Source organism: Prosthecobacter sp. (assembly GCF_049294395.1).
GTDB lineage: Bacteria > Verrucomicrobiota > Verrucomicrobiia > Verrucomicrobiales > Verrucomicrobiaceae > Prosthecobacter.
On the sequence record NZ_JBAQCR010000411.1, the window covers coordinates 54,765 to 69,962 of the forward strand.

The 15,198-nt window shown below is 60.6% G+C and carries 9 protein-coding genes; 4 read left to right on the forward strand and 5 right to left on the reverse strand.

The annotated features are described in order from the left end of the window. The first annotated feature begins 44 nt into the window (after positions 1-44). Positions 45-956, forward strand: coding sequence for a LysR family transcriptional regulator (locus WAW39_RS28345; protein ID WP_422322795.1), 912 nt, complete (start codon positions 45-47; stop codon positions 954-956). Here the strand turns inward: WAW39_RS28345 and WAW39_RS28350 are convergent. Beyond that, entirely contained in the window at positions 953-2,386 is a 1,434-nt protein-coding gene (locus WAW39_RS28350) for a DUF1501 domain-containing protein (RefSeq protein WP_422322797.1), read from the reverse strand. The two genes, WAW39_RS28345 and WAW39_RS28350, sit on opposite strands and share 4 nt — an antisense overlap. Positions 2,387-2,509: 123 nt before the next feature. On the opposite strand from WAW39_RS28350, the gene WAW39_RS28355 reads away from it, so the two are divergent. The 3 genes from WAW39_RS28355 (at position 2,510) to WAW39_RS28365 (ending at position 7,853) form a co-directional block, all read left to right on the forward strand. Beyond that, positions 2,510-4,096 (forward strand): MFS transporter, encoded by a 1,587-nt coding sequence (locus tag WAW39_RS28355; protein ID WP_422322799.1) that lies wholly within the window; start codon positions 2,510-2,512, stop codon positions 4,094-4,096. A gap of 152 nt (positions 4,097-4,248) precedes the next feature. Continuing rightward, positions 4,249-6,024 carry a YHYH protein gene (locus WAW39_RS28360; RefSeq protein WP_422322801.1) on the forward strand — a complete coding sequence of 592 codons (1,776 nt, stop codon included), beginning with the start codon at positions 4,249-4,251 and terminating at the stop codon, positions 6,022-6,024. 101 nt (positions 6,025-6,125) lie between these two features. Next, positions 6,126-7,853 (forward strand): MbnP family protein, encoded by a 1,728-nt coding sequence (locus WAW39_RS28365; protein ID WP_422322803.1) that lies wholly within the window; start codon positions 6,126-6,128, stop codon positions 7,851-7,853. Positions 7,854-7,864: 11 nt separating this feature from the next. Here the strand turns inward: WAW39_RS28365 and WAW39_RS28370 are convergent, their stop codons facing one another. From WAW39_RS28370 to WAW39_RS28385, 4 genes are all read right to left on the reverse strand, one after another. Further along, positions 7,865-9,514, reverse strand: coding sequence for an L-lactate permease (locus WAW39_RS28370; RefSeq protein ID WP_422322805.1), 1,650 nt, complete (start codon positions 9,512-9,514; stop codon positions 7,865-7,867). Between the two features lie 114 nt (positions 9,515-9,628). Next, entirely contained in the window at positions 9,629-12,562 is a 2,934-nt protein-coding gene (locus tag WAW39_RS28375; RefSeq protein ID WP_422322807.1) for a DUF1553 domain-containing protein, read from the reverse strand. A gap of 54 nt (positions 12,563-12,616) precedes the next feature. Next, entirely contained in the window at positions 12,617-13,249 is a 633-nt protein-coding gene (locus tag WAW39_RS28380; protein WP_422322809.1) for a response regulator, read from the reverse strand. Beyond that, positions 13,249-15,129, reverse strand: coding sequence for a histidine kinase (locus WAW39_RS28385; RefSeq protein WP_422322811.1), 1,881 nt, complete (start codon positions 15,127-15,129; stop codon positions 13,249-13,251). The genes WAW39_RS28380 and WAW39_RS28385 overlap by 1 nt, the downstream gene beginning before the upstream one ends. Positions 15,130-15,198: the final 69 nt, after the last annotated feature.

The following is a 15,198-nucleotide window of genomic DNA, read 5'->3' on the forward strand; positions in this document are numbered from 1 at the left end:
ATTATTTGCGTGAAATGCATTAAATTCAGCTATTGTTGCTCTAGATGCAACAATACCTGGCCCGGAAACCTTTCGACCTCTACGCCCTGCACCTCTTTCACCTCGTCGTAAAACACCGCAGTTTCACACGAGCCGCACGCGAGGCCGGGCTTTCGCAAAGCGCCCTCACACGACAAATGCAGTCGCTGGAGGAACGCCTCGGCCTAGCTCTCATCAACCGCACCACGCGGTCTGTCGAAATTACCGAAGCAGGCCTCTTTCTCGCCGCTGAAGCCGCACGCCTCATTGGCGGTGTTGCCTCGGCGCTGGACGGGTTACAGGCAGAGTTTGGCTCCGTCCGTCCCGAAGTCCGAGTCAGTGTCTCGCGCACGCTGGCGATGGCGCACATGCCCGGACTCTTTCATGCCAATCACCAGCGTCATCCCGAAGTCGTGTGCCGCATCAGCTACAACACCAGCAGTTCCATTCTCACCGCACTGGATGCAGGCGAGATCAACGTCGGTGTCATGTGTCCACCCTCGCCACTGCCAGACTCCATCAAGGTCACTCACCGTTTCAAAGACGCCTTTGAATTGATCGCGCCTGCCATGATCGCGGCCAAAGCGCCCGTCAAACGCGCCGAACCATTCCGGCTTTGGATGGCGCAGCAACCCTGGCTCCACATCGACTCCAGCACGCACACCGGCAAAAACCTCCGCCGTTGGATGAAGCGCCAGCACCTCGATCTCCAACCCACGATGGAACTGGACAGCTTCGATCTCATCATCAACCTCGTCGCCTCCGGCTTCGGCCTCGCCTTCGTCCCTCGCCGCGCACTCGCACTTTATCGAAGAAAGGAATCCATCGTCACCCTGCCCTTCCCGGAACGCTTCGAACGCGATGTCGTCGCCGTCACCCGAAAGCATCGCAAACAGACGCAGCACGTGCAGCGGTTCGTGTCGAACATCCTGTTTTAACCCACCAGCCCCCGGATCACCTGCCCATGCACATCCGTCAGTCGCCGATCAATACCATTATGGCGGAAGGTCAGCTGCGTGTGATCAATGCCCAGCAGATGCATCATCGTGGCATGGATGTCATAGCACGTGGTAGGGTTCGCACGATCCAGCGGCTTATACCCCCACTGGTCACTCTCACCAGCAGTGACGCCGCCCTGAATACCGCCACCGCAGAGCCAGTTGGTAAACACATAAGGATTGTGATCGCGGCCTTTACCGCCCTGCGTGCTGGGCATGCGGCCGAACTCGGTGGTCCAAAGGATGATCGTGTCATCGAGCAAACCACGCTGTTTCAAATCAAGAATCAGCGCTGACACCGCCTTCGCCATGCCCCAGGCGAGCGGGCCGTGGTCGCGCTCCACATCTTCGTGGCTGTCCCAGTTGCGGCGGGGAAAGCCATTGTCATTGCCGCTCCAGATTTGCACAAAGCGCACGCCGCGCTCCAGCAGACGGCGCGCGGCCAGGCACTTGCGGCCCATGTAGTCGGCCTCTTCTTCGGGATTGATTTCCGTGGGCCAGACTTTGCGATGCTCCTGAATGCCGTACATCGCCTTCATCGCGTCAGACTCTTTCGAGATATCCAAAGCCTCCGGCGCAGCGATCTGCATCTTCGCGGCAAGTTCATAGCTCTGAATGCGGCTTTCCAGACGCGAGTCTTCCGGATGCGCGGCCATGTGTTTGCGATTGAGCTGCTCCAGCAGCGCAAATCCCTCGCGGTCGGCCTTCGCACTGATGTAGCGCCCGGCCTTGTGCGGAAACAGATCCGCGATGGGCGTCTCCGCACCGGGATAAATGATCGTCCCCGCATGCTGCGAGGGCAAAAACGCGCTGTCCCAGTTCTTCGGCCCGTTTGAGGCGAATCCGCGATGATCCGGCAGCACGACAAACGTCGGCAGATTGTCGCTGATGGAGCCCAGCGCGTAGCTCACCCAGCAGCCCACACCCGGAAAGCCCGGCAGATTGAATCCCGTGGCCTGCAGCAGCGTGCCCTGCGAATGCACACCGGTCTTGCCGACCATGTTGTGCACAAAGGCCATGTCATCCGCACAGGCGCCCAGCGGCGCGACGGCATCGCTCAGCATCCGGCCGCTCTGGCCATAGGGTTTGAAGTCCCACACCGGTTTCTTCCATGGCCCGAGCCCGTTTTGAAACGCCTCCACCTTCTCGCCAAAGTCAGCGTCTTCACCGTGGTGCTTGATCAGCGCCGGCTTGTAATCAAAGAGGTCGATGTGGCTGGCAGCTCCACCCATGAAGAGCTGCACCACGCGTTTGGCCTTGGGCACCACCACCTGGGAACGGTGCGCCGTCTCCGCGCTGGCCAGCGAATGAAACGCGAGCGCGCCGAAGCCTTGTCCGGCGGTTTGCAGAAGCTGGCGGCGGGTAAACATGACAGAACAGTAGGCAATCATACGCCGCTGGCCAGCAGTCCCTTGTCACGCATTCGCGCCAGCCCTTGCGGGAAACGAATTGCACAGTCGCGCAGCCGTGCAAAAACGTTATGCTGCATACACATGTCAGCCTGGTCCCCGCTCCGCAATCCTGTCTATCGTGCCATGTGGCTGGGCAGCATCGGCTCAAACATCGGCACCACGATGAATGACACGGCCGCCGTCTGGACGATGACCACGATGACGAGTTCGCCCTACCTCGTGTCCTTGATGCAGACGATGTCGAGCCTGCCGCTCTTCCTGCTGGCCCTGCCCGCCGGAGCACTGGCAGATCTGGTGGACCGGCGGCGCTTGATCCTGATCGCGCAAACAGGAGCCCTTCTCACCGCCGTCGGCATGGCGCTGCTGGCATGGTACGGCGCTCTCACCCAGACCCTGCTGCTTCTCGCCACCTTTCAGCTCGGCGTCGCCGCAGCCTTCACCATGCCCGCCTGGCAGGCCCTGATCCCGGAAGTCGTGGGCCGTGAGCAACTGTCTCCCGCCATTGCACTCAATGGCGTGGGCTTCAATATCGCCCGCTCACTCGGCCCCATCCTCGGCGGCCTGCTGCTCGCGGCCCTGGGGCCTGCGCCGGTGTTTGCGCTCAATGCCCTGTCCTTCCTCGCGGTGATCGGGGTGATGTGCACCGGCAGCTACATCGCCACGCCCCGCAGCGCCCAGCAGGAGCAGATGCTCGGTGCCATGGCCGCCGCCATCCGCTACGCGCGCCATGCCCGCTCCATGCAGGCCGTCCTCTGCCGTGGCGGCATTCACATGTTTGCCGCTGTGGCTCCGGTGGTGCTGCTGCCGATCATCGTTCATTCACGCCAATGGGCCGCCGCAGATTTCGGCATCCTCATGGGCTGCTACGGCGGCGGCGCCATCCTCATGGCCTTGGTGTGGCTGCCTAAACTACGCGAGCGCTTTTCGTTCGATCATGTGCTTTTCGGAGCCAGCGTGGTCTCCGCAGCCATGACGGCCATCCTCGCGCTCGTGCCTGGAAAGATCGCCATGGGTCTCGTCCTCATGGTCACAGGTGCGGCCTGGATCAGCGGCATGAACACCTTCAGCGTCGCCTCCCAAAGCGTGTTCCCCAACTGGGTGCGCGCCCGCAGCTCCGCTATTTATCTGGTCGTGATGCAGGGTGCCTTTGCCATCGGTGCCCTGACCTGGGGGCAGCTCACCAGCCAGTTCAATGCGCCCATCACGCTCGGCATTGCCGCAGGCTGCCTTCTCATCAGCGCTCTGCTCGCACGCCTGCTGCCCATCAGTCATGTGGAAAAACTGGACCTCTCTCCTTCCGGCCACATGCTGCCTCACAGCGCGATGACCACCGAACCCGCCCCCAGCGACGGCCCGGTCCTCATCACCATCGAGTATCACATCGATCCCAAAGAAGCACCCGCATTCCGCGCCGCCATGCTGCATCTGCGCGAGGTACGCCTGCGCGACGGCGCATTCCGTTGCTCCCTCTTCGCAGACTTGGAAGATCCCACCCACTACCGGGAAACCTTCCTCGTCGGCTCCTGGGCCGAGCACCTCCGGCAGCATGAGCGCGCCACCATGGAGGACCAGCGCACCGAGCTGGCCGTGCAGAGCTTTCACCGTGGTGCCGAACCACCGCGAGTGCGGCACCTGCTCATGGTCAATCTGCGCGATGTGAAACCCTGACCCTGCGACAGGATTGCCGAGGACGGGCCATCTACTGCGGCCAACCCCAACACCGTCCGGCGCATGCAAAAAAATAAACGCAAATTCATCTCATCCGGGAGTTGGGGTTCATGTCGGCGGTCTTTGATTGAGCAATCAACTCCTCCCCGACCATGACAACGCGCCTTGTTTCACTCCTGCTGCTCGCCGCCACCACGGCGCATGCAGATCCGCAGCTCTCCTCTTGGTACACGGCCGACTCGGGGCAGTACGCCCGTCTTTACCAGGACACCAGCGCCGAAAGCGCCGGCACAAAGTCCACCACCTGGAGCCGGGGTTCCGGCACGCAAAGCAGCCCCACCTACGCGGGGGTGAGCGAGATCCTCTATTCCACCTCCTGGGTGTACATCCGTACCACCGGCCTGGCCAGCCACATGATGGGGCCGTGGTATTTGGATTCGTCGAAGACGCAGAACTTTCCCAACTTCCCCTCCAACACGGCCACGATCTACCGCATCCCGCGCACGCCGGTGATTCCCGTCACCAAGACGAGCACGGGTTTCGGCGCCACGGGCCGCGCGGTCAATGGCGTGTCCATTTTCGACAGCCGGGACGCCTTTTCCTATGTGAATGCGAGCGCGACAGACGCCACACCGATCAATGGACTCACCGGAGACGGCATCTGGAACCGCGACGGTTGGGCAAACGAAGGAGTGACGTTTGACCCGGCGCTCGCGCATCAGGCGGGCAACAACTACCACTACCACGCGCAACCCATCGGCCTGCGCTATCAGCTTGGCGATCACGTGGACTACAACGCCGCCACCAACCGCTACGTGGAAAGCGCTGCGGCAGTCACGAAGCACTCGCCCATTCTCGCCTGGGCGGCGGACGGACTGCCCATCTACGGGCCCTATGGCTACTCTGATCCGACCAATGCCGCCAGCGGTGTGCGCCGCATGATCTCCGGCTTCACGCTGCGGGACGGCACCAACGGCACGACCGCCATCACCGTCCGGCAGGTGCTGCCGCTCTGGGCGCAACGCATCCAAAACAAGACCACGCTGACGAGCGCACAATATGGGCCAGTCGTGAACACCACCTACGCGCGGGGGCACTACATTGAAGATTTCGACTACCGCGGTGACCTGGGCCAGACGCAGACGACCGGATCGACGGTACGCGACTTTGACCTGAATGAGCAGAACGTGCGCTATTGTGTGACACCGGAATATCCCTCCGGCACCTGGGCGTACTTCACCCCGATCAATGCCGACGGCACTCCCCAGTATCCCTACACGACGGGCCGCCAGTATTACGGCAGCCCCACCGGCGGCGGAGTCACCAGCATCACGGAGACGGTCACGACTAGCTGGAGCGGCGGTCCGAACAAAACCGATGTGCTGAATGCGCCAGCCGTGGGCGGCAGCGATGTCACGATCACCTGGAGCGGCATCGAGGGTGGCAGCTACACGGTAGAGGCCAGCACTGACCTCAGCACTTGGTCGAACGTGGCAGCCGGCACGCTGAGCGGTGATGATCAAGGGCAGACCGTGGACACGGGTGGTGCCGGAAACAGCAGCCGCTTTTACCGGATCACCCGCGCTGCGGCGCTCGCTAGCTTTGACAGCACGGGCTTTGATTACACCACGAGCACGACGGGCAATGGCACTGCGAATGCTCCCGGCGGCACAGTGACGCGAGGCACCACGGTCACCGTGACCATCACGCTGCCCACCACGCCGCCACAGCCGCCAGCCAATCTCATTCCCACCAGCGTGACCCTGGCGGGAAGCATCAGCGGCACCAGCATCTCACGCCCGGCGCAGGGAACGGTAACTGCCACTTTTGTGATCCCTGCCAACGCTTCGACGGGCGCGCAAGACATCGTGGTCACCTTCAATCCCAACCCGAAATACACGATGACAGGTGCGCTGACGATCAACTAACCTGCGCTTCAGGAGGCTGGGGGAGAAGGCGGGCAGTTCTCACAACCCGTCAGTGCAAAAACTGATTTCATGCCGCAGCATTCCACTCTCTCATCTCCGCCATGCAGTTTCGCATCCATTTTTGCGCCTTGTTTGCCCTCGTGCACGTCGCGGCGGCCAGCACGCTGCATCTCACCCTCATGCCGATGGCGGAGAAAGCGCCTCTGCTGCTCGATTCCCTGCGTTACAGCACGCAGGCGGGCGAAACCTTCTCAGTCACGCGCTGCAGTTTTCTGCTCAGCGGCTTTGCCCTGCAAAAAGCGGATGGTACGTGGTGGGAGGCACCGGATCACATCGCGTGGATCGATGCCGAAAAACGCAGGTTCGACACCGCACTGAAAAACATCCCTGCGGGCAAATACCAGGCCATGCGCGTCCATCTGGGCCTTGATGCGAAAACCAATGCCGCCTCTCCCGCACAGTACGCGCCCGATCATCCGCTCAACCCCAACTTGAACGGCCTGCACTGGAGCTGGCAGGGCGGTTACATTTTTCTCGCGCTCGAAGGCAGCTTCCGTGTCCCCGGTCAGGCCCTCGGCGGCTATTCCTACCACCTCGCGCGCGATCCCAACCGCACCGCACTCACCTTTGCCGGCGATTTCAATCTCACCGCCGATGCCAGTGCCGCGTTCACCTTCGATCTCGGCACTTTGTTAGGCGGCCCGCAGCCGCTCTCCTTCGTCAAAGACGGCCTCTCCACCCACTCGCACGATGGCGATCCCGTCGTGGCCGCGCTCAAAGGCAATCTCCCTGCGGCATTCACTCTTCAACAAATAACGAGCAGCATCCCCGCCATTGCGCGGCCCTCGCCCATCAAGCCTCTGTATCTTCCGCAAAAGCCCGTGGCCTATCGCTTCACCATGAGCCGCTACTTTCCTATCCCGCCGCTGCCACGGGACAATCCGCTGCTGGCAGAGCGCGTCGCCCTCGGCGAGCGTCTGTTCAACGACACCGCCCTCTCGCGCGATGGCACGCTCTCCTGCGCGAGCTGCCACACACGCGCCAGTGCCTTCACCGATTCGCGTCGTTTCAGCACCGGCGTCGAAGACCGCATCGGCACCCGCAATGCCATGCCGCTCTTCAATCTCGCCTGGAAGACCGGCTTCTTCTGGGATGGCCGCGCACCCTCGCTGCGCGCCCAGGCCCTCATGCCCGTTCAGGATCACCTCGAAATGGATGAGAATCTCGAAAACGTCGTCGCCAAGTTGGAGAAGACATCCAAGGAGCAGTTCGCCCGCGCCTTCGACAGCGCCGAGATCACGCCCGAACGCATCGGCCTCGCCATCGAGAACTACCTCCTCACCCTCACTTCCTACGACTCCAAATTCGACCGCAGCATGCAAGGTAAGGAGCAGCTCACCGCAGAGGAGCAGCGTGGCTTCGAACTCTTCATGACCGAATACGAGCCACGCATGGGCCAGCGCGGCGCCGACTGTTTCCACTGCCACGGCGGCCCGCTCTTCACCGACCATCAGTTTCACAACAACGGCCTCAGCCCCGTCGAATCAGACACGGGCCGCCACCGCGTCACCCAGAATGACCGGGATCTCTACAAGTTCTCCACGCCCAGCCTGCGCAACATCGCCCTCACCGCGCCCTACATGCATGACGGCCGCTTCCAGACGCTCGAAGAAGTCATTGCCCACTACGATCACAATCTCCGCCGCACCGACACGCTGGATCCCAACCTCGCCAAACATCCGCCGACCGGCATCCGCCTCAGCGCGGCGGACAAGGCCGCGCTCGTCGCCTTTTTGAAGACGCTCACGGATGAAAAGTTCACGAAGTAGCCGGACACTCCTTACCTGGCACCAGCCACCGTCCACGGCATCCAGTACGCCTGCACCATCACCAGCACGCCCATGAGAATGGCCAGCGCGATGCTGTGCCAGAACACACTTCGCAGCACCGTGCCCGCATCCGGACTGTCCGGCTGGCCACCCGTCGCGACCGAGGCCACCACGATGCTCTGCGCATCGATCATCTTGCCCATCACTCCACCGGAGCTGTTCGATGCGACCATCAGCGACGGCGATAAATGCAACTGCTGCGCGGTCACCTGCTGAAGATTGCCAAAGAGCACATTGGATGATGTGTCGCTGCCCGTGAGCGCGACCCCCAGCCAGCCGATCAGCGGCGAGAAAAATGGAAACAGCACGCCCGTTCCCGCCAGCATCAGCCCCATCGTCGTGTCGGTGCCCGAATAGCGTGTGGTATAACCCAGCGCCAGCATGAGCGAGATGGTCAGCATCGAAGTCCGCACGCGCCACAGGCAGCGCAGATAAATCCTCACCAGTGACACGAGACTTCTGCCAAGAAGCATTCCAGCGGTGAGACCTGCCAGCAGCAATGCGGTGCCCGTGGCGGACAGGTAGTTGAAGGTGAAGTTCGCTTTTTCAGGCTCTGGACTCTTCGCGACTGGCGGCATTTTCTGCACAGCCAGATGCAACGGTGAGATAGGAATGATCGGTGCCTGCCAGGTGCTGACTGCCTTGGTGCCGGGTTTATAACCATTGAGCATCTCCTTGGCAAACGGCGTTGTCCACACTCCTACAAACAAGGAAAGTGCGACCCACGGTATCCAGGCGCGGAACGGACGTTCGATCTTCTCCTTCGGCCCCTGCCTCTCCTCAGCTGTGCTCGGTTTCCAGAAACGCAGCAGAAGCACCATCGAAGCCAGCGAGACCAGTCCCGCAGCGATGTCCACCAGCCAGGGCCCGTGAAAATTTGAAACCAAAAACTGCACCAGCCCAAAGCTGCCACCGCACACCAGGCACGCAGGCCAGACCTCCACCATGCCCCGCCAGCCCACCTGCGCCACCACCAGCCAGAACGGAACGATGAACGAGAAAATCGTGAGGTGCAGCCCCACAATGGAGCTCAGCACATGTACATCCAGACCGGTCACATCCGCCAGTGTTGTGAGCGGAATCCCCAGCGACCCAAACGCCACCGGCGCTGTGTTCCCAATGAGCGCAAGCTTGGCCGCTTCAAGCGGTTTGAAACCCAGGCCGATCAGCATCGCTCCCGTGATCGCCACCGGAGCGCCAAACCCAGCGCATCCTTCAATGAACGCACCAAAGGCAAAAGCAATCAGCAGCGCCTGAATGCGGCGATCCCCCGCCAGCCCGGCAATCTGCTTCTTCAAAGACTCAAACTGCCCGGTCTCGACCGAGATCTGATAAATAAAAATCGCGTTCACCACGATCCACCCGATGGGGAACAAACCAAACACCGCCCCCAGACCGCTCGCCGTGAGTGCCAGCTGGGCCGGCATGTGAAACACCGTGACCGCGATCACCAGCGCCACCACCAGTCCCGCGAACGCTGCAATGTGCGCCCGCACATGCCAGAAGGCCAGCAGCCCCAGCAGCACCACCACAGGCACCGCCGCAATGCAGGAAGAGAGAACAAGATTGCCGAGTGGATCGTAGTTTTGAGACCAGGTCATGTATTTAAGGGATGTGCATCACGCGGCATCTGCACCGTATGTTTCACTTCCATGCACAATTCAACCGCCAGCGCGTGCCGTCACTCCTGGAAATAGCATGCGGATCTTTGCCGCTCAGTCCACAAAGCTGAATTCATTCAGGTTCAAAATCACCCGGCAGGTGTTTTCCAAACCTTCGCGCTGCGCGTACTCGATCAGTGGCCTGATTTCATCCGCCGTTGGACTGCGTGAAAGCGCCAGCACAAAGGCACGCCTTGTCTGTGCCTCCAGTCCCTGCGCTTCCTTCGTCACACGCTCCGCAAAATGCTTCGCCATGGCGACAACAAGCCCGTTGTTCATCATCGCCAGCGCCTGCAGCGGGCTAAGCGATTCATTGCGCTTCTCCACGCGCATCGACGGATCGGCACAGTCAAGCGTGGTCATGAAGGGCTGCTGCTGTGAACGCACAATGAAGCGATAGATGCTTCGCCGCCAGGATTTCGGATCTTCAGGGTCATGCAGCTGATACTCGTAATGCGGACTGTGCTGCGGCTTCTCAATGACGAAGTCCTGAAAGCTCGGCCCGCCCATGCTGAGGTCCAGCCTGCCGCTCACGGCGAGGATGGAATCACGAATTGATTCCGCATCCAGCTTGCGACGGTTTTGATGGGAGAGGAAGACGTTGTTCGCATCCGCCGGCTCAGCCTTGTCTGACGACTGCCGATACGTGTCACTCATCACGATCAGTTTGTGCAGGCGCTTCAAGCTGCCACCGAGATCATCACGAAAAGTAACTGCCAGCCAGTCCAGCAGTTCAGGATGACTCGGCCTGCCACCCATGCGCCCAAAGTCATTCGCAGTATCGACCAGCCCCCGCCCAAAATGATGCTGCCACACCCGGTTCACGATGCTGCGCCACGTGAGCACATTGTTCTTATCGGTGATCCATTTCGCCAGAGCAGCGCGGCGGGCGGATTCGCTCTCACCAGCAAGATGATACTCATCATGAAAAGCTTCGCTGAGCGCCACAATGCTCTGCGGCCCCACTTCTTTCGCCGGCTGTTTGATGTCACCGCGCTTCAGCACCTGAATCACCCGCGGCTTCCCGCCTTCGTTACCGGTGCCTTTGAAGCTCCCCGTACCCGTATGAATGGCACCCGCATACACCTTGCCCGGTTTCGGCAGCTTCGCGATCTCCGCTTCAATGACCCCGCGCTGCTTGCGTGCATCGTTGAGCTGCTTGCATGTCGCGGCATCCGCTTGGGCGAGCATGAGTTCATCGCGCTCTTTGATGAGTCGCTGCTTGTCCTCCTGCGTGCGTGCCTCGGGCGCGATGCCGTCCGTGAGATTTTCTTTCTGCCAGCGCGGCGCGGCCTCAATGCTGTCGAGCGCCGTCACAGGTCGGCCTGCGGCAAGGTTCGGCCCGTTTTTATCTGCAAAGACCTCCATCTCGGACAGCGCGAAGATATAGTCGTTCTTGCGCTCCGCCAGCTTCACCGCCGTGACGCGCACATATCTGCCCCTGGCACCGTCATCCTCCGCTGTGCCCGTTTCAAAAGGCATGAGACCAGGATTTTTGAAGTCGTTCATGAACGTCGCGTCGTGCTTGCGCCAGATAAGCGTCACTCCAGTTTTGAAAGCAGGATCATCACTCGCCTCGACCTTGAACCGCACCGGGAAACCAAAGCCACCGCCGATGCCCCCGAAGTCATCGTAGCAGGGCTTCAACACGATGCGCTGAATCTCCACGCTCTTGCCAAGATCCACCTGCACCCACTTCACCGTGTTTTGATCCATCGCGATGGCGCTGTGATACCCAAAATCCGGTTTCACATTCGGGTTCGTGCTGGACGCCTTGTCCGCAGCTCCATCGATGCGTTTGCTGAGTTCCTTATAGGCTTCACCTGCTTTCTGTTTCAGCGGCTCCTCCAGCGCCTTGATGCTGGCGGCAATTTTCTTGTGCTGCTGCTCCAAATCCACAAACCGCTGCATCGAAGCGTCATCAGGGTAGTAGTTCACATCCGTGCGGTCGATGGCCGCAAACACCGCCTGCAGCGAATAGTAGTCCTCCTGCGAGATGGGATCGAACTTGTGGTAGTGGCATTGCGCGCAGCCGACGGTGAGCGAACAAAACGCACCCATCGTGTTTTGCACCATGTCATCACGGTCCAGATGCCGCGCGATTTTGCCATCCAGCTTCGACTCCGGCACCTCTGCATGCCCGATGTAATCCCAAGGCCCGGCGGCGATGAACCCCAGCGCCGTGATGCCATCCGTGCTGCCGGGATGCAGCACATCCCCAGCGATCTGCTCCTCAATGAAGCGCGCATAAGGCTTGTCGCTGTTCAGCGCACGAATGACATAGTCACGGTACGGCCAGGCGTTCATACGCGGCTTGTCTTTGTCATAGCCGTGCGTTTCTCCGTAGTGCACAAGGTCCAGCCAATGCCGTGCCCAGCGCTCGCCATAACGCGGTGAGGCCAGCAGATCATCCACCAGCTTTTCATACGGCAGCAACACATAGCGCTCGATCTCCACCGGAGAAGGCGGCAGACCAGTGAGATCAAAGTACAAGCGGCGGATCAGCGTTCGTGCGTCTGCCTGTTCCGCGGGCTTGAGGCCATGCTCCGCGAGCTTCGCACGAATAAAGCCATCAATGTTTCCATCCCTTTTCGCCAGCGGCTTAAAGCTCCACCAGTCCAGGCGGTCCTCCACCTTGGCCACATCCACACCCTCCGGCCACACGGCCCCTTCATCAATCCAGCGCTTAATCACATCGACCTCCTCACTGCTGAGCTTTGACTTCGGCGGCATCGCGATCTTCTCATCCGCGCCGCTCACGAAACGAAACAGCGGGCTCTCCAAGCTTTTGCCCGGCACAATGTTCGGCGCATGATCCTCGCCACCAGTTAGAGCGCTTGCCTTGATGTCGAGCCTGTAGTCGTTCTTCTGTTTTTTCGCGCCATGGCACTCATAGCAGTGCTTTTCGAAAATGGGCCTCACCTCACGGACAAAATCGACCGCGAAGGCAGGCACGGCGGCGAAGATGATGAGAGCAAGGAGGCGCATGGATCATTCATACGGCGCTCAAGCGGCCTTTTCATGCCACGCGAGCGCGGGACATCATACCAACCCTTCCTTCAGCGCCTTGGCCACGGCTCCCGTGCGCGTATTTACCGCCAGTTTCTCGTAGATGCGTCGAAGGTAAGTATCGACCGTGTGGACACTGAGCGCAAGCCTGTCGGCGATCTCTTTTTTGATGAGTCCGGTGGTCATGAGCTGTAAGATCTCCTTCTCCCGTTCGCTCAAGCCATAATCGTTCTGCTTCGGGGCGAACTTGGAAAACATCTCAAGCACCCGACGGGCGATGCGCGGATTCATCGGCGATCCGCCGGCAAGCGCGTCCCGTACCGCCTGGGTGATGTCGGCACCGCTGCTGGTCTTGAGCAGGTATCCGGCGGCTCCGGCACAGATGGCCTGGAAGACTTTTTCATCGTCCTCGAAGACGGTGAGGATGACGACCAGTGTCTTGGGGGCACGCTCTTTGATCAGGCGAATGCCCTCAAGACCACTCATGCCTGGCAGCCCAACATCGAGGAGGATCAAATCGGGCGCTTCTGGCTTGGCGAGCGCGGCGAGGAGCTTTTCACAGGAGTCGAAGTCGTGTGAGCATTTCAGGTCAGCCTCGGCATTCAAGACACGCACCAACGTGCGCCGAAAGGCAGCGTGGTCTTCTACGATCCAAAGAGTGTTCATCAGAATTCGGCCTCCAAAGTGATGCAGGTGCCGCTGCCGGGCCTGCTGGTGATCTGCAAAGTTCCACCGAGGACTGTGGCGCGGTGTTGAAGATTGGCGAGGCCATTGCCGGCGGTGATGGCGGCGACGTCAAAGCCGCAGCCATTGTCTTCGATAAGTAGATGAAAGTGTTTTGCCTTCCAATGCACTTCGATGCGCACCTGCGCAGCATGCGCGTGACGGGCGATGTTGTGCGCGGCTTCGCGAAAGAGCAGGAAGACCTGCCGGTGGAATTCAAGTGAGGCAGTTGCTAAATTGCCTTCTGTGGCCTCAATTTGCCAGTCGATGTCTTTCAACAACGCACCGGCACTTTGCCGCATGGCTTCGACGAGGCTGGACAGAGGCGGTGCATCGCCCTCACGAACGAGCCAGATGATGCCGCGCATGGATTCGGCGGCTTCACCGGCGAGGCGGTGGATTTCTTCGAGGGATTCGGATGCGGAGCCATCGCGGAGGGCCAGCTCGGACATGAGACGAATGCTGCCAAGGTGGCTGCCGATATCGTCGTGGAGATCACGCGAGATGCGGTGGCGCAGGGATTCCATTTCGCGACGACGGGAGCGGCGCGACCGCATGACTAGCAGCCAGGTGGTGAGGATTGCAAGGCAAACTACGGCACCAGCCAACCATGCCGCGCGTGTTTTTGCGATGGCCTGCGCTGTGGTGCGCTGAGTTTCCAAGACGGCAAGTTCATCGGTGATCTGGCGGCGTTGGGAAAGATCGGCGAGCCATGAGGCTTCATCGAGGAGAACACCGGAACTGCTGCGGCCATCGATCAGGCCTGAACGACTCCAGGAGGGGGTGATTGTGTCGTCGGAACTTGTGATGACGGCCTCACGGGCGATGTTTTTTCCTGCGTCGAAGGCCTGTAGTTCTGCAAGCGCATACACAAAGTCGCCGCTGCGTTCCCAGAGTTGCGTGGCGGTGCAACGAATGGTTTGTGCGCGAAGACCGGGGGTGGGGAAGGCCACAGGGGTGTCGCCGGGGTTGCTGAAGTCGGTGCTGGTACTGTCGAAGATCGTTTTGCCATCAGCTTCTACTTTGAAGCGGCGGGGGAAACCGAACCCGAAGCGTTCGGGGTAGTCGCGGGGGTGGGCGGGGATGAGCCGGATCTCATCGATGGAGCGTGGGGAGCCCAGGTCCGCCTGCACCCATTTGGTGGTTTCGGCGGTGGTGGAGATGCCGCTGTGCCAGCCGTTGCCGTGGATTTCATCAGGATGCACTGGAAGACCCAGTGCGTAAGCACCATCGACGAGATGACGGGGCGACCAGGTGGGGAGAGTTTCGACGGAATTGGGGGCCAGCACCTGGGCGTGCAGGGCCACGTTGCGACCGTGGCTGAAGACTAGGAGTTCACCGAGGCAGAAAATGAAGCGCTTGGTTTGGTGGGGTTGGGCGGCGAGTTTGGTGGCGGTGAAGCGGATGTGTTGCGCTCTGATGCCTTTTTTTGCCACTTGCCATGGGGCAAGGGATGGAAGGGCATCGCCGGACGTTTGGTCCAAAAGTGTGTCGGATTCCGCAAAAAGAGGGTCGTTGGAGGCATCGATGCGGAAGCTGCGGGGGAAGCCGTAGGCTTCCGCCACGCCGAGCATGGCGGGGATGACGACGACCTCATCCAATGAGTATTCGGCGCCGAGATCGATTTGAACCCAGCGGATAGAGTCGGCGTGGGGTGCAAGGCCGCTGTGGAATCCGGCGTGCTCTTGAGGTTGGGGTGGGGGAAGAGCGGGGAGTGCTGCCAGCTTTGCATGAAGTTCATGCTGGCGGTGATCCAGGCTGGAGAGCTGTGGATTCAGCCATGTCCAGGGGATTGCGGCAAAGATGAGCAGGGCTGGTTTCAAAGGGTGAACCATTCCTGACAATGAGACGAGTGCAACCCACGCGAAGGCGGGACATGGGAGCTCAGAGTA

Coding starts and splice junctions, on each gene's coding strand:
- WAW39_RS28345 (WP_422322795.1), top strand. CDS start 45: ATGCAACAATACCTGGCCCGGAAACCTTTCGACCTCTACGCCCTGCAC.
- WAW39_RS28350 (WP_422322797.1), bottom strand. CDS start 2,386: ATGTTTACCCGCCGCCAGCTTCTGCAAACCGCCGGACAAGGCTTCGGC.
- WAW39_RS28355 (WP_422322799.1), top strand. CDS start 2,510: ATGTCAGCCTGGTCCCCGCTCCGCAATCCTGTCTATCGTGCCATGTGG.
- WAW39_RS28360 (WP_422322801.1), top strand. CDS start 4,249: ATGACAACGCGCCTTGTTTCACTCCTGCTGCTCGCCGCCACCACGGCG.
- WAW39_RS28365 (WP_422322803.1), top strand. CDS start 6,126: ATGCAGTTTCGCATCCATTTTTGCGCCTTGTTTGCCCTCGTGCACGTC.
- WAW39_RS28370 (WP_422322805.1), bottom strand. CDS start 9,514: ATGACCTGGTCTCAAAACTACGATCCACTCGGCAATCTTGTTCTCTCT.
- WAW39_RS28375 (WP_422322807.1), bottom strand. CDS start 12,562: ATGCGCCTCCTTGCTCTCATCATCTTCGCCGCCGTGCCTGCCTTCGCG.
- WAW39_RS28380 (WP_422322809.1), bottom strand. CDS start 13,249: ATGAACACTCTTTGGATCGTAGAAGACCACGCTGCCTTTCGGCGCACG.